This window comes from Vibrio sp. MACH09, from assembly GCF_033238805.1.
GTDB lineage: Bacteria > Pseudomonadota > Gammaproteobacteria > Enterobacterales > Vibrionaceae > Vibrio.
Genome location: NZ_BSFZ01000002.1, coordinates 324,720 through 349,884 on the forward strand (window position 1 = coordinate 324,720; position 25,165 = coordinate 349,884).

The 25,165-nt window shown below is 42.3% G+C and carries 26 protein-coding genes; 7 read left to right on the top strand and 19 right to left on the bottom strand.

Annotated elements, in window-relative coordinates:
* Positions 1 to 69 precede the first annotated feature (69 nt).
* Positions 70 to 2,055, bottom strand: coding sequence for a peptidase U32 family protein (locus CHJ_RS16670; protein WP_317918350.1), 1,986 nt, complete (start codon positions 2,053 to 2,055; stop codon positions 70 to 72).
* 186 nt (positions 2,056 to 2,241) lie between these two features.
* Between CHJ_RS16670 and CHJ_RS16675 the strand changes: the two genes are divergently transcribed.
* From CHJ_RS16675 to CHJ_RS16685, 3 genes are all read left to right on the top strand, one after another.
* Entirely contained in the window at positions 2,242 to 3,075 is an 834-nt protein-coding gene (locus tag CHJ_RS16675; protein WP_317918351.1) for an AraC family transcriptional regulator, read from the top strand.
* A gap of 182 nt (positions 3,076 to 3,257) precedes the next feature.
* Positions 3,258 to 3,920 (top strand): AzlC family ABC transporter permease, encoded by a 663-nt coding sequence (locus CHJ_RS16680; RefSeq protein ID WP_411861586.1) that lies wholly within the window; start codon positions 3,258 to 3,260, stop codon positions 3,918 to 3,920.
* Positions 3,917 to 4,228, top strand: coding sequence for an AzlD domain-containing protein (locus CHJ_RS16685; protein WP_317918352.1), 312 nt, complete (start codon positions 3,917 to 3,919; stop codon positions 4,226 to 4,228). The genes CHJ_RS16680 and CHJ_RS16685 overlap by 4 nt, the downstream gene beginning before the upstream one ends.
* A 296-nt stretch (positions 4,229 to 4,524) precedes the next feature.
* Here the strand turns inward: CHJ_RS16685 and CHJ_RS16690 are convergent, their stop codons facing one another.
* On the bottom strand, positions 4,525 to 5,145 hold the full coding sequence (locus CHJ_RS16690; protein WP_317918353.1) for a LysE family translocator: 621 nt from the start codon (positions 5,143 to 5,145) through the stop codon (positions 4,525 to 4,527).
* A 248-nt stretch (positions 5,146 to 5,393) separates the two neighbouring features.
* Here CHJ_RS16690 and CHJ_RS16695 point away from each other — a divergent pair, with 248 nt between their 5' ends.
* Positions 5,394 to 7,214 carry a Na/Pi cotransporter family protein gene (locus CHJ_RS16695; RefSeq protein WP_317918354.1) on the top strand — a complete coding sequence of 607 codons (1,821 nt, stop codon included), beginning with the start codon at positions 5,394 to 5,396 and terminating at the stop codon, positions 7,212 to 7,214.
* A gap of 292 nt (positions 7,215 to 7,506) precedes the next feature.
* On the opposite strand, the gene CHJ_RS16700 is transcribed toward CHJ_RS16695, so the two are convergent.
* From CHJ_RS16700 to CHJ_RS16710, 3 genes are all read right to left on the bottom strand, one after another.
* Positions 7,507 to 7,929: a VOC family protein gene (locus CHJ_RS16700; protein ID WP_317918355.1), complete on the bottom strand. Its 423-nt coding sequence runs from the start codon at positions 7,927 to 7,929 to the stop codon at positions 7,507 to 7,509.
* A gap of 99 nt (positions 7,930 to 8,028) precedes the next feature.
* Positions 8,029 to 9,141: an alkene reductase gene (locus CHJ_RS16705; protein ID WP_317918356.1), complete on the bottom strand. Its 1,113-nt coding sequence runs from the start codon at positions 9,139 to 9,141 to the stop codon at positions 8,029 to 8,031.
* 121 nt (positions 9,142 to 9,262) lie between these two features.
* Positions 9,263 to 10,168: a LysR family transcriptional regulator gene (locus CHJ_RS16710; RefSeq protein ID WP_171752297.1), complete on the bottom strand. Its 906-nt coding sequence runs from the start codon at positions 10,166 to 10,168 to the stop codon at positions 9,263 to 9,265.
* Positions 10,169 to 10,685: 517 nt separating this feature from the next.
* On the opposite strand from CHJ_RS16710, the gene CHJ_RS16715 reads away from it, so the two are divergent.
* Positions 10,686 to 11,087: a hypothetical protein gene (locus CHJ_RS16715; protein ID WP_317918357.1), complete on the top strand. Its 402-nt coding sequence runs from the start codon at positions 10,686 to 10,688 to the stop codon at positions 11,085 to 11,087.
* 147 nt (positions 11,088 to 11,234) lie between these two features.
* Here CHJ_RS16715 and CHJ_RS16720 read toward each other — a convergent pair whose 3' ends face one another.
* From CHJ_RS16720 to CHJ_RS16730, 3 genes are all read right to left on the bottom strand, one after another.
* Positions 11,235 to 12,065: a nuclear transport factor 2 family protein gene (locus CHJ_RS16720; RefSeq protein ID WP_411861587.1), complete on the bottom strand. Its 831-nt coding sequence runs from the start codon at positions 12,063 to 12,065 to the stop codon at positions 11,235 to 11,237.
* Positions 12,066 to 12,205: 140 nt separating this feature from the next.
* On the bottom strand, positions 12,206 to 13,081 hold the full coding sequence (locus CHJ_RS16725) for an AraC family transcriptional regulator (protein ID WP_317918359.1): 876 nt from the start codon (positions 13,079 to 13,081) through the stop codon (positions 12,206 to 12,208).
* A gap of 110 nt (positions 13,082 to 13,191) precedes the next feature.
* Positions 13,192 to 13,911, bottom strand: a complete 720-nt coding sequence (locus tag CHJ_RS16730; protein WP_171752301.1) for a DUF1223 domain-containing protein — start codon at positions 13,909 to 13,911, stop codon at positions 13,192 to 13,194.
* A 100-nt stretch (positions 13,912 to 14,011) separates the two neighbouring features.
* Between CHJ_RS16730 and CHJ_RS16735 the strand changes: the two genes are divergently transcribed.
* Positions 14,012 to 14,923: a pyridoxal-phosphate dependent enzyme gene (locus tag CHJ_RS16735; RefSeq protein WP_171752302.1), complete on the top strand. Its 912-nt coding sequence runs from the start codon at positions 14,012 to 14,014 to the stop codon at positions 14,921 to 14,923.
* Positions 14,924 to 15,022: 99 nt separating this feature from the next.
* Here the strand turns inward: CHJ_RS16735 and CHJ_RS16740 are convergent, their stop codons facing one another.
* The 10 genes from CHJ_RS16740 to CHJ_RS16785 form a co-directional block, all read right to left on the bottom strand.
* Positions 15,023 to 15,682: a DUF2726 domain-containing protein gene (locus CHJ_RS16740; protein WP_171752303.1), complete on the bottom strand. Its 660-nt coding sequence runs from the start codon at positions 15,680 to 15,682 to the stop codon at positions 15,023 to 15,025.
* 99 nt (positions 15,683 to 15,781) lie between these two features.
* The gene (locus CHJ_RS16745) at positions 15,782 to 16,693 is read right to left on the bottom strand and encodes a LysR family transcriptional regulator (protein WP_171752304.1); all 912 of its coding nucleotides are present in this window, start codon (positions 16,691 to 16,693) and stop codon (positions 15,782 to 15,784) included.
* Between the two features lie 104 nt (positions 16,694 to 16,797).
* Entirely contained in the window at positions 16,798 to 18,210 is a 1,413-nt protein-coding gene (locus tag CHJ_RS16750) for a YfcC family protein (protein ID WP_171752305.1), read from the bottom strand.
* Between the two features lie 55 nt (positions 18,211 to 18,265).
* Entirely contained in the window at positions 18,266 to 19,327 is a 1,062-nt protein-coding gene (locus tag CHJ_RS16755) for an alanine/ornithine racemase family PLP-dependent enzyme (RefSeq protein ID WP_317918360.1), read from the bottom strand.
* Between the two features lie 240 nt (positions 19,328 to 19,567).
* On the bottom strand, positions 19,568 to 20,119 hold the full coding sequence (locus tag CHJ_RS16760; protein ID WP_317918361.1) for a DUF1097 domain-containing protein: 552 nt from the start codon (positions 20,117 to 20,119) through the stop codon (positions 19,568 to 19,570).
* Between the two features lie 11 nt (positions 20,120 to 20,130).
* A complete protein-coding gene (gene lsrF, locus CHJ_RS16765) occupies positions 20,131 to 21,015 on the bottom strand; it encodes a 3-hydroxy-5-phosphonooxypentane-2,4-dione thiolase (RefSeq protein WP_171752308.1) in 885 nt (294 codons plus the stop codon).
* Between the two features lie 10 nt (positions 21,016 to 21,025).
* On the bottom strand, positions 21,026 to 21,664 hold the full coding sequence (dhaL, locus tag CHJ_RS16770; protein ID WP_317918362.1) for a dihydroxyacetone kinase subunit DhaL: 639 nt from the start codon (positions 21,662 to 21,664) through the stop codon (positions 21,026 to 21,028).
* A 118-nt stretch (positions 21,665 to 21,782) separates the two neighbouring features.
* Positions 21,783 to 22,778 carry a dihydroxyacetone kinase subunit DhaK gene (locus tag CHJ_RS16775; protein ID WP_317918363.1) on the bottom strand — a complete coding sequence of 332 codons (996 nt, stop codon included), beginning with the start codon at positions 22,776 to 22,778 and terminating at the stop codon, positions 21,783 to 21,785.
* Between the two features lie 127 nt (positions 22,779 to 22,905).
* Positions 22,906 to 23,220, bottom strand: coding sequence for a hypothetical protein (locus CHJ_RS16780; RefSeq protein WP_171752311.1), 315 nt, complete (start codon positions 23,218 to 23,220; stop codon positions 22,906 to 22,908).
* Between the two features lie 317 nt (positions 23,221 to 23,537).
* Positions 23,538 to 23,894, bottom strand: a complete 357-nt coding sequence (locus tag CHJ_RS16785) for a helix-turn-helix domain-containing protein (RefSeq protein ID WP_171752312.1) — start codon at positions 23,892 to 23,894, stop codon at positions 23,538 to 23,540.
* Between the two features lie 305 nt (positions 23,895 to 24,199).
* Between CHJ_RS16785 and CHJ_RS16790 the strand changes: the two genes are divergently transcribed.
* Positions 24,200 to 24,784 carry a YSC84-related protein gene (locus CHJ_RS16790; protein ID WP_317918364.1) on the top strand — a complete coding sequence of 195 codons (585 nt, stop codon included), beginning with the start codon at positions 24,200 to 24,202 and terminating at the stop codon, positions 24,782 to 24,784.
* Positions 24,785 to 24,853: 69 nt separating this feature from the next.
* On the opposite strand, the gene CHJ_RS16795 is transcribed toward CHJ_RS16790, so the two are convergent.
* A complete protein-coding gene (locus CHJ_RS16795) occupies positions 24,854 to 25,069 on the bottom strand; it encodes a hypothetical protein (RefSeq protein WP_171752314.1) in 216 nt (71 codons plus the stop codon).
* Positions 25,070 to 25,165 lie beyond the last annotated feature (96 nt).

Sequence of the window (25,165 nt, forward strand, 5' to 3'; positions counted from 1 at the left end):
CAGCGCTTGTCATCGTCGGTTAAAAATTTGTCAGAAGATTCTAGCAAATGTCAGATTTTGACTAGATCATCATAAGCCTTTTTTATACTGATTCTTCACGGTCGGCGCGACACTCTTCGCTATTCCAGCGACCGCATCAGGATCGCCTCCACTGGCTAAAATAAATTGTTCCACCAGCTGCTGCTCTGTTAAGTTGCGTTGGGTCATGGTGTCAATTTGGCGAAGATCCAGTAGATAGTCGCTATAAAGCGTCGACAGATCATTTATCACATCCATGTTCATATAGTGGTACTCACCATACAAACTGTTGTAATGACCTTTTTGCTTATCCACTATATACGGGTTGTCTTGCAAATTAATAATAGACGTGTGCTTTTGGCATCGTGGCAAACAGCCCTTATTGATGCGCATTTTCTTACACCCCATACTTTGCTGAAATAAGCACTGACGGCTAGTAAGTAATGTAATTGGGTGATAGATACTGTGCAGTAACTTGAAACCCTCTGGGCGCACAATTTTCCGCATCTGGAGCTTGCTTAACTCATTAGAAATAAACGCACCTGAGCAGTTGAACTCTTCGATTAAGCACTGAATAGCAAACGAGTTAGTAATGTTCATTTGCGGCCCAGCAATCCATTTTATACCTTGCTGTTTGGCGATGTAACCAATGCCACTATTGTTCGCCACTAACCACTCAGGTTTAACTTGCTCTATAAACGACAGTGCGGTGTCGTACTCTTTGTCTATCAATATTGATGGGAACCAAGGGATCAAAAATGAGTGCTGCTGAAAGAGTGCCACCACTTCGTCTAACGTTTTTTCCATTGAACTTGGCAACTCATAATAGACCGCGGTTTTGCCATCGCTATGCTGAGAGATCTGCTCTGGTGATGATATCAGCACGGTAATGTTGCTCGGTTCATTTCGCGGTGAATGCTCTGCCAATGCAGGAGCATCTATCACGCCACCTGATTTTAAGCTGGTCACCGCCTGACTCATTGGTTCAGGGAGTAAGTGCTTGGTTTTAGACTCGACATTGCGAATAATGGCGGTTTTCTTATCGTAGAGTTGCTGCTTAACTTGCTGCTGGCTCTCTGGTGTTGAGCAGGCATACACTTTGCTAAAATGTTTGGCTGAATAGTCTCTTGGGTTATCAATAAACATATTCTGATGGATATCCGCTTTTAGATAACCATTGGAAAAATCCCGATTAAACACCGTATACAGCTCACTCATATCGGTAAGCATTTCATCGCCATTGCAGTAAGCATCGATCTGTTTTCGCCAATTATCCACGACCGTATACACATAGTGGGACTTCTTAATTCTGCCTTCCACTTTCAATGAATAGACGCCTGCGTCAGCCAGTGCTTCCAGATCCCCAAACGCGGAGTTGTCTTTCATATTAAGCGGAAAATCACTACCCGCTTCCGTGGTTTGGTATTGATCTCGGCAAGGTTGACTGCAACGTCCGCGGTTACCTGACGCACCATTACGCACAGAGCTTATATAGCATAATCCAGAGAAACCAATACAGTATGAACCGTGAACAAAGACTTCCATCAGAACATCATGCTTTAAGCCAAACTGAGCCAAGCGTTTAATTTCATTAATATTAAGTTCGCGAGACAAGTTTACCCGGCTAACACCAAGCTGGTTAAGCAGTAGAATCTGCCCTTCATTGTGGGTATTAAGCTGAGTTGAAGCATGAACATCCAATTGTGGAAAATGATGTTTCAGGATATAAGCAAGGCCGAAATCCTGAACAATAACACCATCTATTTTGGTATTCACCAGCTCTCGCAATAAGCGAGTAACCGCAGGTATTTCATTTTCTAAAATGATCACATTTAAAGTGACAAATATTTTACAGCCGTGCTGATGAGCAACCTCGACAACATCATTCAGGTTGTCGAAAGTTAGGTTCTCTGCACGGTTACGAGCATTAAATCTATCCAACCCACAATAGATAGCATCTGCACCCGCAACAATAGCGGCTTTTATTGACTCAATGTCACCACCTGGGGCTAACAACTCAAATTGGCTTTTATCCACGACTATCTCAATATTTGTCTAATTCATTTTCAGGCGCGTATTCTACTGCTTACTAGCACGTTTTTCTCGCTAATTTTTCTTTTTACTGACAGATAAAAAGCAATTTTGTACAAAACATGTTTTTAATATTCATTATATACTCAAGTGACCTAGTGGAAATTGAATCAATAAGCGAAATGGCGAAAGATGACCGAAAAGAAAAACAGCATCGAACAAGCTAAATTCCATGTCGCGCAAGAGCTCGGAGGATTAGAGATCCTCGATGCAAAATATGATAAGCAGAATTTTTCACGTCACAGCCATGAAGGCTATACCATTGGGGTGATAGAACAAGGAGCTCAACGTTTCTATCGAACTGGCGGCCACCACATCGCTCCAAAAGACACCATTATTTTGGTTAATGCCGACCAAGTTCACAGTGGCCACTCTGCACACGAAGGGGGTTGGCAATACAAAGCCATGTATCCGTTGCCAGAACAGTTCGAAAACATTACCAATGAGCTTGGCTTGCCCAACTATGGCGCTCCCTACTTTATGCAGCCCGTGGTTAATGACCCTGAACTGGCAGGTCAATTACGGCTGGTGTTCAATACTCTAGAGCACTCCACCAACCCACTGTTAAGAGAGACGTTGGTGTATGGCACCTTAGTAAAACTGATAGCCAAACATGGTAAATCTCACCTTTCTCAAACCAGCATAGCAACGCCACAAAAGCAGCTAAGTTTAGTTAAAGAGTTCTTAGATGACTTTCCTCAAGCGGATGTCTCATTGGAAGACTTAGCGAAGTTATCCGGGATCAGCCCATATCATATGGTTCGCTCCTTTCAAAAAGCCTATGGCTTACCACCGCACGCATACCAAATTCAAGCGCGATTACGCTTGGCAAGGACGCTGTTAAAGCAAGGACACTCGATTTCCGATGCAGCACAACAAAGCGGCTTTCACGATCAGAGTCATTTTCATCGTCATTTCAAACGTGCCATGGGTTACACCCCCGGCCAATATTTAAAGATGCGTTAACCACCTACCCCATTCATCTCGCCTTGATAAAAACAGGGCGCAACCTCGTACAATATACGCGTTACATCTCCCTTTATACTCAAACTGACCTCAATATCCAGATGACAACAGGAGAGAATGTGACTACTGAATCTATCGATTGCAGCCAATTGCAGCACAAGCAGCAACTCATAAAAGGAGCCATGGCGGTTCTTCCACTCTGCATCGCCGTGCTCCCTTGGGGGGTACTTGCGGGTTCATTTGCCATTGAAGCGGGCCTATCCATTATGGAGGCGCAAGCAATGTCAGCCATATTATTTGCCGGGTCTGCTCAACTGGTGGCGATTGGAATGTTTAAAGCGGGTGTCGGCTTAGGCACATTGCTGCTTACCACTTTTTTCATCACCTCACGACACCTGTTATACAGTGTGACTCTGCGAGAGAAAATCAGCCCTCTTCCTTTTCGCTGGCGATTTATTCTGGGATATTGGTTAACCGATGAGCTCTTTGCTGTTTGTGCAAACCAATCCAATAGTGAGTTTAATCGCTGGTTTGCTCTGGGTGCTGGGGGAGCGTTCTACCTTATTTGGAACTTGGCGACGTTTGCAGGCATTGTGGCGGGAAGTTACCTCCCTTCCCTAACGGAATTAGGGCTGGATTTCGCGGTTGCCGCAACATTTATTGCCTTAGTGGTACCATCCATGACGAACAAGCCGATCGTCGCATCGGTTGTGGTCTCTCTTACCGCCTCTGTAGTCACAAGTGCCTATCAAATTGAAGGATCATTAATGATTGCTTCCATTCTGGGTATGTTTGCCGGTTATTTCTGTGAAATAGCCAATACCAAGTCGGAGGGAGTATCATGATCTTGCTGTCAATTTTAGCCATGACTTTAATCGTTTTTCTTAGCCGCTACCTATTTTTGGAACCCGCAATACCCTTGAGATTGAACACCACAGCTCAACGAATACTCCGATATTCAAGTCCTGCGGTTTTGACCGCCATTTGGGCTCCGATTGTTTTTCTACCAGAAGGTCAGCTAAATACAGGTATTAACAACCCCTATTTCATCGCTGCGCTACTCGCGGCTCTGTTGGCGTGGAAAAGCAAAAATATCCTGATTACCGCAACCATTAGTATGGCGGCATTTCTTTTACTGAAGCTGGTTATATGATCATAAGGCAGAAAAAAAGCAAGCCGCCAGTAACGAGTACTAATGCGGCTTATTGCTCAGTGAGCGCCATTCTCTTTATTATCACGAGAGAGGCAAAAACGTATGTTTGAATCAACGGTTAGGCAAAGGTAAATACCGAGACAACAACCGTGATAGACAACAGACAAATACGCTCAATAAATCCGATAGAGCGATGTTCAATCATTTCAGGTTTCATATTAACTTCCTATAGAATTACAATGTATATACATTGTAATTCTATAGGAGATGCATGTCTAGCAAAAAATGTATAAAAATCAGGTCATAAATAACCAGACACCTACGCCCATCATTAACGTTCCAGAAATACGATTCATAAATCGAACATTTTTCGAATGACCAAGCACGCGTTTAAGGCCTTTACCTCCAGTGGCATATAAGGTCATACAAAGAAACTCCGAAAGCATAATAATAGAAACCAGAAGTATCAGTTGCATTGTTAACGGCTTGGTATGATCAATAAAAGGAGGAAGTAAGGAGATCATAAATGCCCACCCTTTTGGGTTAGCGATGGCAGTAATAAATCCCTGCGCCACCAAATCCCAGTTTTTCCCCACTTCAACATCAGCGTTATCACTACTGATCGCAAGTTTCCCTCTGGAGCGCCACATCTGCACCCCTAAATAAAACAGGTAACCCGCCCCAATGGTTTTAAAACCAACAAACAACCATGGGTAGTTCAACATTACCGTTGCAATACCAACCACTGCAGAAATTGCCACCAAAGCGACACCGACCACCTCGCCCGCCATCATCCACAAGGTTCGTTTGTAACCAATACTCATACCCATAGAAAGCGCCAGTGTCATACACATTCCCGGTGTAATCGAAACAAAGAAAAAAGTAGGGATAAATACGCTTAACAGAGCGAGGTTCATTGAGATTCAGTCCTTTAAAACGAGATTAGAAAACCGACTATAAATCGCACATATCACTATATGAAGTCAAGATATGTGTGCGCTATATCATATTTATTTCAGTGATGACGTATTCAACAATTATCAATGTTCCTCTTTACTGATAATTGATGACGACTCCTACACTTTTTTCCACCGCTATTTGGGATGTCGAATAGTAATGACTACGCTTAAATATATAAATAATAAAAATAGTTCTGGTGGTGCATATGCAATTGTTTTCCTTCTCCTCAACTCTATTTCTTCATCGTATCGCTATTATTCTTGTCTGTTTGCTCCCCCTACCAGTAATGGCTGAAACCGGCTCATCTGAAATGAATTATTTGCCAATGACCGTAGGATTATTAGGTGGTCTAGCGCTCTTTCTTTATGGTATGGAAAAGATGTCAAACGCTTTAAAGCGAGCGGCAGGCGATAGAATGAAGACTTTGCTGGCAAAACTGACCTCCAATCGATTTGCAGGGGTTTTAACAGGGACAGGCATTACCGCAGTCATTCAATCGTCATCGGTAACCACCGTACTTTTGGTTGGTTTTATTTCAGCAGGCTTAATGACACTCACTCAGGCCGTTGGCGTCATCATGGGTGCCAATATCGGCACCACGGTTACCGCACAAATAATTGCATTTAAAGTAACTAAAGCTGCATTAGCAATGGTTGCTATTGGCTTTATGATTCACTTCACCTCAAAGAGCGAAACCAATAAACATTACGGCAATATGCTATTCGGTTTAGGGCTCATCTTTCTGGGCATGAACCTGATGAGTGAAGCCATGTCTCCACTGCGCAGTTATCAGCCATTTATCGATGCAATGGCGCATATGGATAATATTTTCTTAGCTATCCTACTTGCGGCAGCATTTACTGCACTGGTGCAATCTTCATCGGCCACAACGGGTATTGTTATTGTCCTCGCAGGGCAAGGGTTTATTTCGTTGGAAACAGGGATTGCTTTAGCAATGGGTGCCAATATTGGAACCTGCGTGACCGCTTTGCTAGCAGCCATAGGCAAAACCCGAGAAGCCATGCAAACTGCGGCGGTTCATATTCTGTTTAATGTATTAGGCGTAGTGATCTGGCTGCCTTTGATTGGGATACTCAGCCAGATTAGTGTCGGTATATCACCGAGTCATGAACATTTAGTTGGCGTCGACCGCCTAGCGGCAGAACTCCCTCGCCAAATAGCCAATGCCAATACACTATTTAATATTGCCAATACCATTATCATGGTGCCATTTGCCGGCACCTTCGTCTGGTTTGTTCGCAAAATTTTACCCCATCAACCAAAAACGACAGCCAAATCCAGTAGCAAGAAAATCAAACCAAAATATTTGGGAAATGCTTTTCTCGCCACGCCCGATATTGCGCTAGAACAAGCTCAATTAGAAATCGCTCGGGTGGGACGAAGGGTGTGTAATATGATGAATATGTTGCCGCCGTTCGCCTATAAAGTTGGTAATGAAGCAGAAAAGCAGGCAATACGTGAACAACTTAATAAAATTGAGTCCATCGAAGACGAAGTAGATCGACTTCATGGCCATATATTGTCCTATCTAGGCCGATTGCGAATGGAGCCTTTATCAGATCAACAAAGCAGTCACCAAATCAAGCTGATCAGTATCACTGATCAGTTAGAAAGTGTCGCGGATTTAGTGGTGGATGTGATGGTGCCTTTGGCTTACAAAGCCCTAAACGACAATGTCGTTATTAGCTCCAAAATGCGAGCGACTCTTGACGCCACACAAGATAAAGTGAATCAATCTATGTTGGACTGCGTTAATGCGACCCGTCGGGGTGATGACGCTTTAGCTAAACAGGTATTAAACGCCAAGAGGGAACTCAATTCTCTACTTGAGACGGTTTTGGAACATCAGGCAGAACGACTGGTGGATCCTGACCCAAACAGACTACAACTGTTCCGCTACGAAATGGAGTGGGTCGACTCTCTTAAAAGCATATACACACTCAGTAAACGTATCGCGAAATTACAATTGAGAAAACAGTCTGTTATACCAAAAACAAAGAGCTGACTCTCTCACTTGCTGATGTGATTAAACACTGTATTAACAAATACTGGCCTTAATTGAGTTAACCTGGATTCAACCTGTTGGTTTCCAAATCATGACGCAACCTGATCGTACAAGTAGCGTCACCTCACTATATCCATGCGTGCCAGTAACATTTTAGGCCGATAAGTTTCTTCACCTGTTAACGGCAAAAACAGCTTGTAGCGAACAGCATAGAGACGGTGTTCGTTTCACCCTGCCCATTTAGTTTCATTCAGCCAACTGCTGAATGTTCTTAAGCCAGGATGAATGCTCCTTACAGCTTTTGCATAAATTGGATCAGGTTACCTTCGGGGTCCTGAATAAAGATAAACGACAACCCAAGTTCTTCATTGGCAAATTCCCAAGTTAATGGGATATTGCGCGCCACCAAGGTTTCCCGCACCTCAGCAATGTCATTGGTAATCAATGAAAATTGGGTGAAGCCTTGAAAACGAGTGTGGGCCGGTGGGATATCTTTCTTCGGTCCGGCAACCGATTCTGCATCTTTGATGAGCTCAACGTGATAACCATTCAGTTCAAGCAGTACCAATGAAGTACCAAATTCCGGGTAATGTTTTTCCTTTACCAAGGTGAAATCAAGCTTGTCACAGTACCAGCGAATCAATCCCTTAAAATCCTCAACCGATAACGTCACGGCATAAGGTTTGAGCGTTTTAAATGGCGATGAAGTTGACATAGTTTTCTCCGACTTAATTATGATTCTTATGTTTTAGTGATACCTGCCATATAGGCAGAAAAGGCGAGCTAGTCGCTCGCCTTGGATAGATAAGTAGGGTTATTCTGATGCTACCAACAGATGCTTAACTTCCGGATCAACAATCGGGTAATCCGTCAAGCCTTTGCCTGCACCGCCGTAGTAGGTTGAGCGGTCATTCACATTAAGAGGCAAGCCTTCTTTAAAACGGTACACTAGGTCAGGGTTAGAGATGTAGTATTCACCAAAGGCAACCAGATCGGCATAACCGAGATCCAGCATATCCTGTGCTGTCTCTTTGGTGTGACGGCCAGCAACAATAATAGGGTTCTTCCAGATTTCACGAACCTGACTGCGGAATGAAGACGGAACCGGACGCCATGTCGCAACGTTCTCAGAGAAATGCACATACGCGAGTTTCAGGTGCGCTAGCGCTTTAATCGCTTTTAGCGCCAGTGATGGCATCTCCGGATCCACATCCGGATCATCGATTACCAGATAAGGAGACAAACGGAAGCCTACTTTCTCAGCACCGATAGCATCAGAAACTGCAGAAACCGTCTCTACTAGAAAACGTACACGGTTTTCCTGACTGCCACCGTATTCATCATTACGCTGGTTAGCACTTTGCAACATAAACTGCTCAAACAGGTAGGTGTTTGCAGAGTGGATTTCAACGCCGTCAAAACCCGCTTCCATCGCATTTTTTGCCGCCTGAACAAAATCCCCCTGAGTTTGGACAATATCTTCTTTGGTCATCGCACGCGGCACTTCCTGATCAACGAACCCGTAACCACCTTCAGGTAGAGGGCCAAAGCCTTTGTTGATACCTTTTACAGCAGAAGGCGCAACGGGTTGCTCACCACCGGTAATACTAGGATGAGTGACACGACCAACGTGCCATAGCTGAATGAAGATTTTACCGCCCTCGGCATGTACTGCATCAGTCACCTTCTTCCAGCCGTCAATTTGCTCTTGGTTGTAAATCCCCGGAGTAAAAGAATAACCACGACCTACGGTAGATACAGGCGCACCTTCTGTAATAATGAGGCCCGCTGTGGCACGCTGCTCATAATATTTAACGATATGTTCATTCAGAGAACCATCCAGACCTGCGCGGGAACGGGTCATCGGAGCCATAGCCATACGGTTAGTAAGCTCGGTATCACCTAATTTGAAGTTAGAGAAAAGCATCACGCCTCCTAATATGTATAAAGTACACTCAGATTAGAAGACTTAACCAATTACTTAAATACCCACAAGGTGAATTTACTATGTACTTTTTCCACATTAATGGGCGTATTTCAATCTTGCATTATGGATTTAACGAGTCAAAACGTGCTTTAAGCTTGTCAACAAATAGGCGCGCACCAAAGCTGAGATCTCTGTTTGGATAAACAGCATAAATTGAACCCTCAGCCGGAAATCTTACTTCCGAGAAGAGCTGTATCAGCTCGCCGCTCGCCAGCTCCCGACTCAAGTTATGATCTGCTACCATGGTGTAATACATCCCTGCTTTAGAACTTTGTACCAGAGACTCAGGGGAACTGGATTTATAGGCAGGGTTCATATTAACCACTCGAATTTTATCTTCAGCATCGTAGTAACGAATTTTATCTCTGATGACCCCAAGCCTCGCATAACAAGCAGCAGGCAACGTGCTAAGTTGTGAGATATTTTCTGGCATTCCATAATGGTTGATAAACTCGGGGCTTGCCACTAATACTAGCTTGGAAGAGCGGAGCTTCTGACCAATCAGTGAACTGTCTTGTGGTTCCCAGATGCGAACGGCCATATCAAAGTCTTCTTTTACAATATCAACCCGCCTGTCATCGAAATCAACTTCAAAATGAACTTCGGGGTATTCTGACTGAATCGCTTTGATCGTCGGTAAGACATAGTCGTGACTGAGATGTGATGCGCAGGTAAGACGTACGAGTCCACTGGCTGTTGTACTGTAATTTTGCGCAAAACTATTCATTTTTTGCTCTAGGTCTTTTAGCACCAGTGCCTGCTGATAGATTTGTTCGCCAGCTTCAGTTAACGATAACGCGCGCGTAGTACGTTTGAGCAACACTACACCAAGCTTTTCTTCTAAGCTTTTTATGTTTCTTGATAATAGTGATGGCAGCATATCCCTGTGCTTTGCTGCCTCTGCAAAGCTTTCATACCTAACCACATCAACAAATGCCATCAATTGCTTATTTAACTCTATCGCCATTACTTCATTCCACTAAGCATCAAATAAAATACATTGTGCACCAAAAAGTACATAAAGGAAGTTTTTTTAATGCTACTTATCTTCAGTATTCCCAGCGTTACATTTATCCGCAACAAAACAAGCCGACAATAAAGGAGCGACTACGAAAACTATTTTGTTCGCTGATGCAACCGACAACATCGCGAAACTCGCTATTAAAAACTTGGAGAATGCAAAGGTAACCATCTGCGTAAGTATCCGAGAAGCCGAGTTGAAGATTGGTCGTAAACTATACACGGAGCAAGCTAATGTCGAGGTCGCTGAGCTGCTAATTGTGCACTAAAAAGTGCATATACAATTTACTTTTTAGCTATTTTTGTTGGTAAATCTAGGCCATATCATTGAGGGAAATTGATAAAGATCACACTTTGCATAATTAGCAACAAGCTCTTTATCACAGCCGTAGGCGCGCTGTATGAGGTAGATATCCTCAAACAAGGCCGGAACTAATTCATTACACATAAACAGGAATGGACACATGAGCTCAACAACACTCGGTCAAGAATTTCTAACAAAATATGCGGAAGGGCTAAAGAAAGCCGACTCAAAAGCAATGGCAGAACTTTTCCATTACGGACTGGCTTACATTGTAAATAATGAAGCGCGTGATGGTTCAGAAGGGCTTTGCAAACCAGAAACATGGGACTTTATCTTTAGTAAGATTGAATTTATCGACGCTGCTGCCAGTCATGTAATTGAAGTACATCCAGGGCATATCTTCTATCATGAGTATTTGAAAGTACGCAGCAAAACCAGTGGTGAAGTTAAGGAAGGTCACTTTGGTGATCAGGCAGTAATCAACCATGAAGGTAAAATGTTGATGGTAAACCGTGTGGCCGATAGTGCTTATTTTGAGTGGTTTGGTAAAGCTTTGGCTTAACTGCTCCCCTGAAACGAAGAACTGCTTGTTCCCTACGCCGATACAGTGGCTATGTTGATTGTATCGACAGAACCAAATTGAGAAATAAGTGTTCTCGCGAATCAGTAGCGAGAACACTTAGCAATGTATTAGCGAATCATATCGCTATTAGAAGCCAAACTTCCCATTGCTGTTTTTCCATTCCGAAGCGGCTGGAATCGTTTCAATGGTGTCCCAATGTTCAACGATCATGCCGTTTTCTAAACGGAACAAGTCATAGAACGAGACATGTTTATTAAGAAACTGACCTTCGCTTATAGACAGAACAAAATTTCCTTCGCCTAAAATTTTGTGGTTCTTGTGGTAAACCATCGGCATTCCTTGCTCTGCAAGCGCCGTGAGTGCAGCACTTAAACCACTTAAACCGTCCGCAACACCCGGGTTATGTTGAAGATAATCCTCGTCTTCTGGGCCAATAAATTTGCCTATTTGTGGTAAATCACCATTAATGAGAATAGTTTGAACAAAATCACTCACTATCGCTTTATTCTGTTCCGTTTTATCTAAGTCAGTAATGTCTGTCACTCCATCAAACTGAGTACGACCACTGGCGTTAGGCGGAGCTATCTCTTGTAAATTGTCCCAATGCTCTACTATTTTTCCATCTTCAAAACGAAACACATCAAAGCCTGCTTTCGGTCCAAAGAAATTATATTCGGTATGCACTACCGCAAAGTCACCATCTTGGAAGGCTCGCACTACTTTAGCTCTTGCGCTCCCCTCTGGCAGCATCTGCATAACTTCACCAAAGCCAGCTAAGCCGTCAGCAACCGCCAGATTGTGTTGGATATACTTTTCAGGGTTGATAAAACCAATCGGCTCTTTCGCGCCGGTTTCAATACTGGCAATCACAGCGACAGCTTTATCTTTATTAGACAAGAGCTGGCTGTCTGTTCCCGCGGTAGAGCACGCAGCAACAGAAAGAATACCTGCCGCCATAACAGATTGGTTAACGATTTTTGTTAGGGATGATTTGTTCATAATATTGTCCTTCTGATTTGTTGCGGACAATATTACTGACATTAATGAAATGAATGCAGAGTGGAATTATGCATAAAAATGGTGAATATCGAACCTAACTATAACTCAGGCTGAAGGTACCTCTTCTGAAACTGGCTTGGAGTGTAACCAGACAGATTCTTAAAATACTTAACAAAATTACTGGCGTCTTCAAAGCCAAAGTCATAGGCCATCTGCTGAGTGGTAATATTACTCACAACCAACATTCGTTTAATTTCAGTAATCGTGTAGGCGTCAATAAGCTGCTTGGCGGTTAAATGTGTCGCCAGCTTACACACCTGATTCAATGTTTTATACGTCGTGTTGATCTGATTTGCGTACCAATTTGCGTCTCTAACCTGATAAAAATGCTGAAAAAGCAGCTCAATAAAATCGGCAAACTTTTTGCTCTGGGAAGCAGATAACTTATCGTGACGCATATCAGGACGCAATCGATGCAGCATCAAAGACAAAGAAGAAAAAAGATACATCACTATCAACGGGTCCGATTGTGCATGAGCCAGCTCCGTGATGATTTCCTTAATAATGGCATCGCAACGCTGAATGTGTGTACTATCCAATTGAATCAAAGGGGTGTGGTATCGATTTAAATGGGTCGGCGTATAGTTAGGCAAACGCATATTAGCATGCACTTGGTCTAAAAATGCCTGAGTAAAGAGCAACACCTTACCTTTTGGCTTAGAAGAAAAATCAAAGGCATGGACTTGTTCACGTTGAACAAACAAAAAGGAGCCGGCAGAAAATGCATGCTCTTCAAAATCCACCATATGAACGCCATCACCCTGTTCAATATAGATGAAGTTGAAGAAACTCACCCGGTGAGGTTTTTCCGGCGAGAGCGCTAACTGCCGCTGATAGAGCGTCTGCAACTCAATCACTTCAAACTCTGCTGACTCTGTTTTGTTGTGATTAAATCCAACTTGTGGAATGTGCATCTAGCGCTCCAATAACCCTTATTTGTTGGCTTATTCTATCTTATTACCACCGCAAAATTTAGTTTGTACCGTTAATTTGTCTCAATAACTTTATCCTTGTCGCTCAACAACTAGTTCGCTTGATGTTTAAAATATCCCGCAACGGTTTGAATAGGTTTAAACCCATCTTCTTTAGTTAGCCATACCGCGACAGCATCGGTATTGTCGGGAATATTCGCTAGAGAGAACTGCCAATTATTTTCAGCAGTCAGTTGATATTTTTGCAGTACTACAAAATCGTGCTCTAGCTGTTTACCGTGATTTTCACCCGCTCTCACTGAGGTTTTTTCGTCCAGTGCAAGCAGTGTCAAATGGGCGATAAAGCGCCCTTCTGTTTGATAATTGATCTCAAATTGGTTACCAGACTGGGTTAATACCAGCTTTCCTGCTTTGTTTACCTGCTGCGTAGGTAATGCGCGACGAGAAAAGTAACCTTGCCACTCTTTACCATCAACAAAGAAGCCAGGCGTATAAACAGATTTCGCTGCACCATAGCTTTGGTAAATACGTTGACGCTGGCTAAAAGAGGGGTGTGAATAAACATCTTTCCAGCCCAAATAGTTCCAATAGTCCACATGAAAAGCTAATGGAATCACTTCCGTCCAGAGGTTTTCACTACGTTGAAATTGACTAAGATACTTATCCGCAGGAGGACAACTCGAGCAACCTTCTGATGTGAAAAGTTCTATGAGCTGCGCGGGTTTGCCATCATGCTGCCATACTTGGCTAGCATTCGCGCTTATCGCCACAAAGCCCAGTAGTGATAACAAAGCTAATGTCACCTTATTCATATTTCAAAACCTATCTATTGACAATAGATAACTAGACCTTCAATTTAGGCGATAAATTTCAATTTCTGCTTTTAAATTATACAAGTGACTCAACTCCTTTATGAACTTGATCAATAGCCCTGTAACACAACATCAATTTGACCAGCACGACTTTTATCTTAAAAGAGATGATCTATTACATGCGCAGTTTTCAGGAAATAAAGCACGTAAGTTTATGTCTCTACTAGAGAATGACTACCCAAATATTGACTGTTTAGTGGGCTATGGTTCCGTACAAGCCAATTCACTCTATTCATTGGCTGCACTCTGCCACCTTAAGAAGTGGACCTTACATTTTTATGTTGATCATATTGCCAGCTACGTAAAACAGTCACCGAGAGGAAACTACCGAGGCGCACTCGAACTGGGGGCGGAAATCATCGATTTATCACAGCAAGATGACCGTAAACAACGACATGCCAGCGACTATATTCGCGACACATATGCCCATCAAAGTAACGCAATGATTATTCCAGAAGGAGGGCGCAGCCCAATAGCAGAACATGGCGTAGCACAACTAGCCAAAGAGATAAAACAGTGGAAGGTTCAACAGCAGGTTGACAATCTCGTGGTGGCTCTTCCATCTGGCACAGGCACTACCGCATTCTACTTACAAAAACATCTCAGCAAAGAGAATATAGAGGTGCTTACTTGCGCCTGTGTTGGAAACCGAGCATACCTAACTGAACAATTTGCCATGTTGGAACAATCATCTAATTTGCCCACCATTCTAGCTGCTGAGCAGAAACACCAGTTTGGTCGATTAGATTTAGACGACTATCAGCTATGGCAGTCTCTCCATCAACAAACCGGCATAGAGTTTGATCTTCTGTATGATCCCTTTATGTGGCGCTGCCTTAAACCGTGGATGACAGCCAATAAGGATAAAACCCTAATGTATATTCATCAGGGTGGATTATTGGGGAATGAAAGTATGCTAGGTCGATATCAACGGATGCTAAGATCCCGTTGAGCTTTTCAATATCCGTCACGGAATAAACATGTATCAAAAATCGAATGGTTCTAAAAACAAATGGTCCTAAAAACAAAATGCTTCTAAAAGCCGTTGCCTTTACTGATCCTCGTCTTCAAACACGACATTGTAGTTTTCGGTATAAGTACAGATCGGCAGGCGGCTACAGGTAAAGAAACGACGACCTTTAAACTCCCCCTTACTCGCCACTTTAATCACCATTGGACTGCCGCACTTTTTACAAAAACGCACTTCTTTATCCGGTTCAATCAGGTCAATATGTGACGCCAATAAGCGGCGTAGTCGTCCAACTTGATAACTATGTTTAATGCTCGCTCCAATTAATGGAATATTGGCAGAGTTACAAACATGCATTAACAGTTTTTGTCGCTCTATCTTGCCTTTATCAAGCTCTTTTCCATTATCAAACTCAATAATGACTCTCACTTCTAAAGAACGTGGATCGCACACCAGATAGTCAAAATAACTCTTAGCTATTTTGCTGCTAGCGATAAAGCGCTTCTTCTTATTACTACTGTCTGGTGCAACAACATGAGTCATGTTCACTTTTGCCAACACAATACCATGCTCGCCAACAGCGGTTATCAGTGCATTATAAAACGCCATTTCTTGGGAGTTTAATAACGCATTCTTGCTCTTATATGCACAATCTTTATAACTTTCGTTTTTAGTCAGTTTTTTTTGTACCAACAAAAAGAACACCACTAATAACACAACAAGAATAAAAATATTTTCCATTTGCTCTCAAGCTTCTACCTATAGACAACTCGTTAATTAATAAACTAAGTTGTCGAAAGATGCTATAGCTAATTGCGATAATGAGAGATAAGCATCTATCTAACGGCACTCTTTACTGTGAGCAGCCCGAAGTTCCCTATAAAAATTAAGCGGTGCCACCGAAAGCTCATCTTCTTGCTTGGCAATGGTGAGGTGAAAATCCGCCAGATAATCCAGTTTCGGCGCGTCTAGGGCCACTAACCGCTTTTGGTTCAACCATGTCTCTGCATAATGCGTCGGTAAATAACCGATAAATTGTCCAGACAATATTAATTGCGCTGTCGCTTCCATATTGATGCAACTGGCCATATGCATGACATCGTCTTTATGACTTAAGGGGGTAACTTTGTGTGCCAATCCTCTTTCTACCACGGCATAAGGAGCGATGTCTTTGCGTGAGGTGATCTCACCTAAAGCCAGTATGTCATGGTCAGGTGTGCAGTAAAGTCGCTGCTTTTCTGAAAAAAGAAAATGGTAATTTAAGCACGAACGCATAATTTCAGAAGAGGTAATGCCAATATCCACTTTGCCAGAGATCAACTGCTCTTCAATTTGCTGAGAGTCCATAATATCGGTATCAAAACTCACATTAGGGTATTTTTTGCAGAATTTCTGTATCGCATGATAGACATTACATTCTGGGTTAGTGGCAATATTATCGGTCATCGCTAATCGCACATGCCCCAGTGTGACAGAACGAATATCATCAATCACATGTTCAAATTTCTCTATATCAACAAACAACGCTTTACAGGCTTCATACACCTTATAGCCGTCATTAGTCAGCTTAAATCCACCTCTACCACGCTGACAAAGCTTCATATTTAATCTTTGCTCTAAATCGTGCATTTTTTGGCTTATCGAAGACTGGTGCATATTAAGTTTAGACTGAGCAGCAGAAAAGCCGCCTGACTCAACAATTTGGGCGAATATTTTAAGTAGCTTTAAATCAAAATTAGACGCTTTGTACATAGTTTACCTTCAAGAAAAGCGCTCAATACCAACGCATATTGAGCGGTTAACAACACATTTCAGAGAAATAGCCAAATAAAGAAGCTTTAAAAATACATATTATTTTACATGCTAGCACTAATAGAGAGCATTATAGTGTTTAGCACGATAAAGAATAAAACTAACGGCATAATGAATCGCAACCAAGCTCCGTATGGCACGCGCCCAATAGCCAAACAGCCCATCAATACACCATAGGTCGGTGTGACAAAGAGTACCGTACCAATACCAAACATATACGCGGAGACAACGAGCTCTCGGCCTGTATTAGCAAAATCACTAAGAGGAGCAAGAATAGGCATGGTCATGACCGCCAATCCAGATGTTGAAGAGACAATAAATGACAGCATCATTTCTATCCAATACACCGTATTAACGAACACAATGGAGCTTTTACCGACTACCAGCTCTTCACAGTAATGCAAAATTGTGTCAGTAATACTCCCCGCTTCCATAACCACAACGATGCCACGAGCGACACCTATAATAAGGGCAACGCCAATAAGATCGGCTGCTCCCGCGATGAATGAGTTAATGAGTTCGTCTTCTTTCAATTTACCAACAATGCCACACACGATCGCCATGGTAATAAAAAGTGTGCTCATCTCCGCCATCCACCAGCCTAGTGTCGAAACACCATAAACCATGACAATAAATGTGGCGGCAAAGAGAATGAGCACAAACTGTTGTGGCCGAGTTAAGGCCGGTATTTCTTGATCCGCACTTTGATTACCAAGAAAGTGCTTCTTATTAGAATCCGATAGTTCATAAATCAATGACAAAGAAGGCGTTTTCTTAATCTTATGCGCATAGCGCATCACATAACCACAGCCCGCAACAAACGCCACCACCAGCACAACAATGCGCGTGGTCATTCCTTCAATGAAATCGATATCAGCAGCATTTGACGCGATAACTGTTCCAAAAGGGTTAATGGTGGATCCCAATGTTCCTATTCCTGAGCCGACAAAAATCACCGCTACCGCCACTAAAGGATCGAACCCAGCCGCCACAAATACCGGAATAAGCAGCCCATAAAACGCCAATGTTTCTTCAGCCATACCATAGGAAGTTCCACCTAGGCAAAACAGCAGCATCAAGATAGGGATCATCCATATTTCACGCCCCTTTAAACGCACCATCACTCGTGCAATGCCGGTTTCAATCGCCCCTGTTTTGGTTACTACAGCAAGAAACCCGCCGACCATAAGAACAAAAAGGCTGACATCAATCGCCCCTACTTCATAAGTAGACGGATTATAGAAGCCCGAAATTGGCGCCATTAAAGTGTCAAAAAATCCTTGTGGTGTCGCTTCTACGATTTTATAAGACCCCGGGATAGGAACTTCTCGCCCCAACTGAGTATTTTCAACACGGTCATATTTTCCAGCAGGTAGAATAAAAGTTAATATAGAAAATAAGGCAATTAGTATAAATAATATTGTAAAGGTATTGGGTATTTTTTTAATTTTAAACATATCTATTTCCATTTCACACTTAATAATAGTAATTAATTTTTAATATATTAATTACCTAAAAGTCTTTGCTGATGTACTCAGAGGTCATGCATTGAAGAACGCCGGAATAACCAAGATTGAAATTAATAATATCCCCTGCTTTATATTTATTTTGGCAATCATCCACGTCTAAAATTAGGTGGTCACTGCTACCACCGACAATGATAACGTCCGCGTCTTCGGGGAATAATTCATCAAAATTTACATCTTGTTTGCCAATGGCACATATGGCTCGCATGCGATTGCCTCTATCTGTGAAAGTAGGGACATTTCCAAATGCATCTAGCGCCGAGGAATTTTGAGGAACAGAGGGTTTTCTTTTTACTTCTATGATTTCAGCACTCAATGTAAAGGTATTCTGTTTTGTCCCTTTCACTGGCATATCATTCAGGCCGATGCCCATTAGAATCGACGCACCAAGACGGAGCTGGTTAACCTCGGTAGGCAAGCTCCCTTCCATCATTAAAGGTAACCCGGCAGAACTGGCCCCTGATATTATCTTCAGTTTCACTTGGTACTTGTTCTCTATCTCTTTAGCAATAGCAACCAGTTCGGACTGATTCTCTATGCTTGGTTCAACTCCGCCAAAACAGGCAAGGTTTGATCCAATACCAAGCAACTCGATATTCTCAAGGTGGATACAGGTGCTGGCGAGTTCCTGCGTCATATTAATATTTATCGAGCCCTCTCGGAGATCACCGAGATCGTGCATAATAATTACTTGATGTATTTTATTTTGTTCAACCGCAGAACGAGACAAAGCCTGCAAAATATCCAGTTCAGAGTTCAGGGAGATATCACTATATTTAATGACCTCATCCACTTCACTTAGAGCAGGTAATCTTAGTAGCATTTTTTTAACGGCTATATGTTGTGCTTTCTTTAAATTCTTTATTCTTGAATCTGCAATTGTGTCTATTCCAGATTGAATAATCTCTTGAATAATACTGGGGGCAGAACATACTAATTTTGTCACCGCAACAGGTTCAACGCCATATTTTTGGCAAGATTTAATTAGAGCCTGAGCATTAAATTTAATATTTTCTTTATGAGCAATAAGTTTAGGGTATTTGATCATGGTGCTTTGTTTAGTTGTTATTTTTAAACAATGATCAGATAAAACGAAGGAAGGTAAAATAACTAGTTTGTAATGCTTACTTTAGAAATTGACTAAGCAATTACGGTTTTGCTGATAAAACAAATTAACTATAAATATCAGCAAGTTAAGAAAAATCGGATTATGGACGTTAATAAAAAATGGCGAAATTGGGATATCACGCCATTTTTGTCTCTTTATTACCAATGTTAACTTACTCGTTTAATGAGGAATATGATGCCCTCCATGACCTTCATTGTACTCTTCAATGTATGCTTCATAACGACCTCTGAGTGTTACCGTCATCCATCCATACAATATTCCTATCCCACAATAGATAAGCTCAGTTACTGTCGCCGTTACATAGGTAGCACCTGATACATAAGACATAAAACCAAAAAACGTACCAGCACCAACAAATAATGCAGGTACAAAATCAAATGGCGGCATTCGTTCTAAACAGATACATGGAACAACAACAACAAAAATGGCGAACGGAAAAGCAAAAAAACCAAAACCTGAAAATGCACCGCCTAACTCCATGATGGCGATTGAGGCGATAATACCGGATATGTAGCCAAATACCGTTTTTTTGCCACCTTCAAGTGTACAACCAGCCATAAAGTACATCGCCCATGCAATAAACGCAATCCAGCCAAAGCCAACATTATTAGCAACAGGCATAAACCCTGCTAGTAGTTGGTCAAGTATTTGAATGGTAAATGCCAAAAACGCGACAATTACAGGTATCACTATAAATTGTTGAAATTTCATCTTTACCTTCCTTAAGATTGGATACTTTTCTCTGTTTGATATAAATCGTACGCCTGAACAGGAGTTAGGTTATCGTGAACGACACCGCTAATAGCCTTGATCATCCCTACAGGACTATCTGATTGGAATACATTGCGTCCCATATCTACGCCCGCTGCACCAGATTGGATCGCATTGTAAGTAAGCTGTAACGCTTCCATTTCAGGCAGCTTTTTACCACCAGCAACCACAATGGGTACAGGGCATGCGGCCACTACTTTATCGAAGTCATCACAGTAGTAAGTTTTTACAATATGAGCGCCGAGCTCTGCGATGACTCGGGTTGCCAACATGAAATAGCGAGTGGTTCTTTCCATCTCCTTACCGACCGCGGTCACGCCCAAGGTAGGCACGCCTAAACGGGCACCAGCATCAACGGTATTGACTAAATTTTGTAAACTGCTGCACTCTCCTTTAGAACCGACAAACACTTGAATCGCAAGACACGAAGCATTGATACGTAAAGCGTCATCAATATCGACACCCACCACCTCGTGGCTCATGTCATCTTTCAAAACCGTGCTGCCTGCGCTCGCACGCAGAATGACGGCTTTATTGTGAGTCGGTTGAATACAGCTTCGTAAAGCACCGCGAGTCGCCATTAGCGCATCAGCATACGGAGCAAGCGGTTCAATCGCTAAATCGAGTCGCTCCAATCCTGCTGTCGCCCCCATGATGTAACCATGGTCAAACGCGAGCATGACTGTTTTACCTGTATCAGGTCTGAATATTCGACTCAGTCTGTCCTTCATACCCCAGTCAACGTGATCCATTCCTTTTACATAGAACGATTGATTCGCTTGTGGTGTATCTAAGCCGTAATTCTTAGCCTGCTTCATTCCATCTTTATCTGCCATTTTCTTACTCCTAGCTTTTGTCGTTCTGTATATATTGATTAAAAGATTCAAACAGGATTGCCATGCTAGTCGCGCCTGGATCGATAAATCCCACGGCTTTTTCACCCAAGTTTTTTGCTCGTCCACGTGTTGGAATCATTTGTTTAGTCGCTTCTGCACCTTGAGTGGCCGAGTCCGCAGCACGGGCAAACATAGATTCGATAGACTCACCATCCGACGAGGATCGCTCTAATGATTCCACAGCAGGGATAAGCGCATCTAACATGGTTTTATCACCCGCATGTGCACCACTAAATTGCATTAATTTGTCTAACCCAGCACGGAAGGTGCTGGCAATTTGCGAGGGTGATAACTCGGGTTCTGATAAGCCTTCAGCCAGACCCAAAAAGAAATTACCCACTAACATTCCTGCCGAACCACCATCCTGACTCATGATCGACCAACCAAGATCATCGACTTGTTTATTCCAATCGCTACCGTACTGTTTGAGTGACTCTTCGATGCAATGGCACACTCTCATCATGGTGGTGCCATGATCCCCATCACCTGTTTTTCCATCCAACTCATTTAGATGAGGTACCTGTTGCTCAATGCTCTCAGCGGCATACTCCAACATGCCAAATAGCACATTTTGGTTGAACTCTGTCATTACCTTTCTCCTGAATTCAGGCAAAACGCCACCCTACGCCAAAGACGCATAACCATTTAACTTAGGGTGGGGTTTAGCTCAGCTCACTGGCGATTTAGGCCAGCAAGCCAATTAATCACTACTGTTGAGTCCAGTACGGTGTGTTACAAGGTTTGTCCCAATATTGAAGTGTTTCATTATCAAACTTACCGATACACATCTGGAAACCTGCCATTTCCTGAACCGTCAAAATCTCTTCGACTTTTGAACGGACTACTTTGGCACCTTGCTCTTCTAATGAAAGGTGACATGCTCGGGCAACAATAAACATTTCCATCAATGTAGTCGCTCCTGAGCCATTGACCATTAACATAAGGTCATCACCCGACTCTATATTAAGTGCCTTGCTTAGCTGCGCTAGCATGATATTAGCGGTATCATCTGCCGTCTGAATCTTCATTCGACCACCGCCACCTTCTCCATGCTGTCCCATACCAATTTCCATCTCATCATCAGCTAAATCGCCAATCGCCATTCCTGACTGAGGGTGCATTGCATTACTCATTGCTACTGCTAGAGTTGCCATGTTTTGATTAAATTTTTCAGCAATGCGTATAACTTCGTCTAGAGAAAGCCCTGCTTCAGCTGCAGCTCCGGCAATTTTATAAACGGGTACACAACCCGCCAACCCTCGCTTATCTTTTTCATCAGCATCTAAGCCCGCACTGATGTCTTCGTGCGTAAGTAACATTTTGACATTGATACCTTCTCGTTTAGCCATTTCCATCGCCATATTGGCTGCCATGACGTCACCTTCATGGTTAAGCACAATTAATAGAACACCCGCCGGACAGTTCGCAAGCTTTAGCGCTTCAAATACCTTTGGGGCACCAGGAGCGGCAAAGATATCACCGACGACAGAGTAATCGAGCATTCCCTCTCCTACATAACCACTTAATGCTGGCTCATGACCTGCGCCACCAAGGGTAACAAGCGCAACTTTATTCGCTTCTTTAGCTGTCGCTCTAGCCACAATTTTATCTGACAGAACTTTCACTTTGTGAGGAAAAGTCATAGCCAAACCTTGAAGAAGTTCTACCGTAATATTTTCGCTATTATTGATAAATTTTTTCATTGTAGGGTTCTCTTTATCACGTTCTTGTTCAGTTATTAATCTGAACTGAATAGATAGAAAATCAGTTAAATCCGCTTTATTTCACTGTGATCTGACTGACCTATAATCATAACGATGTTAGCGCCCACTAATGGTACTGCATTAGCTCAACAGGGGCTTCATCTTCCAAAATAAAAGCAATGGTTAATGATTCACTGGCATCAAATGGTTCCAACAGCACTTCTTTTCCTACCATTGCTTGTTGTAAATCATCCACTTCATAAGCAACATGAGCGGTCGTTTTTAACGCTTCAGGCATTGGGCTTTCTGGTAAAAATCGTAACCACTCAATACGATTATCGCTATTAGAAAAGTCGGTCACATACAAGCCAATATCAGCATTAAATGTCTCCCCCTCATGAACGACTGATGTCGGAATACCAACATGATTAAACTTTTTCATCTATCACTCCTTGAATTGTTTTTTGGGTACGGCATTTAATATAGTGAGTACTCCCTCGATTGAATGTGACATATATCACACACAAAAATAAGAGATAACCTATTGAATTATATGATTAATTTTATTTACTCTTATTCAGTAAACAAGCAAGTGCAACAAATGCGCACAAAAAACCAACAGGGGCAAGTGCAACAAAATCATCCTTTAAAAACAACATTTTTAGCGATATCTACATGACAAGTGCAACAAACTAGAATAAGTCAAATGAGGGAAAGTTAGAGCAAGTGCAACACGTGATCTTGCTCTAAAAAATAATATTAAATTGCTGGTTCAAAGCTATCGAGCAAGCTATTAAGCTGCTCTGTTGTCAATTCGGGATGATGATGAACAATAAATGTCTGGCACTGGTCTCTATCCCATCCCAGACTGAGTAACTCCTTGAGCAACTCTTCATACTGCCTTTCAACAATTTGCTGATGAAATTTTTTACGATAAATAGCCATTCTTTGCGCTAACTGTGGCTCATAGCCATACGGGCCCGAATTGCGGTTGAGTTCTCGACTAACCGTTGAGCGATGCACAGCTAATACTCTGGCTATCTCTGATTGGGATTTCCCTTCTTTACGCATGGCCCAAATCTGTAAACGCTTATCTTCCGTTAACTGTTTATACACTCAGATTTCCTCCTTAGACAAAGCGATTTGCATGGTACTTTGCTACAAGTTCCTAATAGAATCTGTGAACAACAAAGCAGGCTGACGCTACAGCCACTAAATTGCTCACACTTTTAGAAAACGGGCTTGGGGTGTTCCAATTCTATTAAGATCAAAGTACTTAAATGTAACCATCGTTTAATACAACAGAGAACATGCTGACTAATTTACAGAAACTGGTATCATAAATCGGCGAAGCAGAGCCACTGTTTTGCCTAAACCATAAGCCCCATTTATGGCTTCAACTTATTGAAAGGATTATTCAAATGCAGGTTAGTGCAATAAAACAAATTCTGAGTCTATTTTTGTTGGCGGTAGTTACCTTCATTGTGCCAACCATGGCAAATGCTGAATCAGGAAAATACCAGTCTGCGATCAATCGCTTCAAAAAAGCCCCTGAGGTAGATAGCTTTTTTAATGAAAGTTATGGCTTTGCTATTTTTCCCACGGTAGGAAAAGGTGGTATAGGAATTGGTGGCGCATATGGTGAAGGGCGAGTATATCGACAAAACAAGTATGTTGGTGATACGTCACTAAGCCAACTTACTTTTGGCTTACAATTTGGTGCGCAAGCTTACAGTGAAATCATATTCTTTAAAAATAAAGCGGCATTTTTATCGTTTACCAGCAACAGTTTTGAGTTTGGAGCACAAGCCTCAGCAGTCGCACTTACAATCGGAGCAAGCGCGACGGCAGGATCAAATGGCGTCAGTGCTTCCGCTGGTGAAAAGCAAAGCAAGGCAAAATATATTGATGATATGGCGGTATTTACAGTAACGAAAGGAGGACTTATGTACGAAGCCTCTATTGGTGGTCAAGGCTTCACGTTCGCACCGAATGATGACTTTTAACGCAGTTGATTAGCAAAATTCGCTTTTACTGACATCCTAGTTGGAGCAATAAAAGCGAATCACAATTCATTATTTGACTTCGTTTTCTGAAACGTCCTCAAACTCACCTTCTATAGCGGAACGCTGCTGATATGACGCAGCCTCAGCATCAGCCTTAAATTTATTTTGCAGTTGCTTGCCGGTAATCACGGCGGCAATAGTCAGTGGAATAACCATTATCAAGCTAAAAACCATCGTGATAATAGTGGTAAAAATTGCCAACACTGAAAACAATACTCTATTCATATTCTACCTCTGATGATTCAATTAAGTCACTCAGCCTTATAACTAAGCGACTTTAAAGAGCATATACCGTTCAACATGAACCTAATATGAACATTG

Bases quoted from the DNA above. Each gene is read 5' to 3' on its own strand.
- CHJ_RS16725 (WP_317918359.1), bottom strand. From the start codon at position 13,081: ATGCACATTCCACAAGTTGGATTTAATCACAACAAAACAGAGTCAGCA.
- CHJ_RS16715 (WP_317918357.1), top strand. From the start codon at position 10,686: ATGAGCTCAACAACACTCGGTCAAGAATTTCTAACAAAATATGCGGAA.
- CHJ_RS16685 (WP_317918352.1), top strand. From the start codon at position 3,917: ATGATCTTGCTGTCAATTTTAGCCATGACTTTAATCGTTTTTCTTAGC.
- CHJ_RS16755 (WP_317918360.1), bottom strand. From the start codon at position 19,327: ATGATCAAATACCCTAAACTTATTGCTCATAAAGAAAATATTAAATTT.
- dhaL (WP_317918362.1), bottom strand. From the start codon at position 21,664: ATGACAGAGTTCAACCAAAATGTGCTATTTGGCATGTTGGAGTATGCC.
- CHJ_RS16775 (WP_317918363.1), bottom strand. From the start codon at position 22,778: ATGAAAAAATTTATCAATAATAGCGAAAATATTACGGTAGAACTTCTT.
- CHJ_RS16735 (WP_171752302.1), top strand. From the start codon at position 14,012: ATGAACTTGATCAATAGCCCTGTAACACAACATCAATTTGACCAGCAC.
- CHJ_RS16780 (WP_171752311.1), bottom strand. From the start codon at position 23,220: ATGAAAAAGTTTAATCATGTTGGTATTCCGACATCAGTCGTTCATGAG.
- CHJ_RS16710 (WP_171752297.1), bottom strand. From the start codon at position 10,168: ATGGCGATAGAGTTAAATAAGCAATTGATGGCATTTGTTGATGTGGTT.
- CHJ_RS16740 (WP_171752303.1), bottom strand. From the start codon at position 15,682: ATGGAAAATATTTTTATTCTTGTTGTGTTATTAGTGGTGTTCTTTTTG.
- CHJ_RS16705 (WP_317918356.1), bottom strand. From the start codon at position 9,141: ATGCTTTTCTCTAACTTCAAATTAGGTGATACCGAGCTTACTAACCGT.
- CHJ_RS16760 (WP_317918361.1), bottom strand. From the start codon at position 20,119: ATGAAATTTCAACAATTTATAGTGATACCTGTAATTGTCGCGTTTTTG.
- CHJ_RS16690 (WP_317918353.1), bottom strand. From the start codon at position 5,145: ATGAACCTCGCTCTGTTAAGCGTATTTATCCCTACTTTTTTCTTTGTT.
- CHJ_RS16675 (WP_317918351.1), top strand. From the start codon at position 2,242: ATGACCGAAAAGAAAAACAGCATCGAACAAGCTAAATTCCATGTCGCG.
- CHJ_RS16750 (WP_171752305.1), bottom strand. From the start codon at position 18,210: ATGTTTAAAATTAAAAAAATACCCAATACCTTTACAATATTATTTATA.
- CHJ_RS16795 (WP_171752314.1), bottom strand. From the start codon at position 25,069: ATGAATAGAGTATTGTTTTCAGTGTTGGCAATTTTTACCACTATTATC.
- CHJ_RS16790 (WP_317918364.1), top strand. From the start codon at position 24,200: ATGCAGGTTAGTGCAATAAAACAAATTCTGAGTCTATTTTTGTTGGCG.
- CHJ_RS16695 (WP_317918354.1), top strand. From the start codon at position 5,394: ATGCAATTGTTTTCCTTCTCCTCAACTCTATTTCTTCATCGTATCGCT.
- CHJ_RS16745 (WP_171752304.1), bottom strand. From the start codon at position 16,693: ATGTACAAAGCGTCTAATTTTGATTTAAAGCTACTTAAAATATTCGCC.
- lsrF (WP_171752308.1), bottom strand. From the start codon at position 21,015: ATGGCAGATAAAGATGGAATGAAGCAGGCTAAGAATTACGGCTTAGAT.
- CHJ_RS16720 (WP_411861587.1), bottom strand. From the start codon at position 12,065: ATGGCGGCAGGTATTCTTTCTGTTGCTGCGTGCTCTACCGCGGGAACA.
- CHJ_RS16730 (WP_171752301.1), bottom strand. From the start codon at position 13,911: ATGAATAAGGTGACATTAGCTTTGTTATCACTACTGGGCTTTGTGGCG.
- CHJ_RS16700 (WP_317918355.1), bottom strand. From the start codon at position 7,929: ATGTCAACTTCATCGCCATTTAAAACGCTCAAACCTTATGCCGTGACG.
- CHJ_RS16680 (WP_411861586.1), top strand. From the start codon at position 3,258: ATGGCGGTTCTTCCACTCTGCATCGCCGTGCTCCCTTGGGGGGTACTT.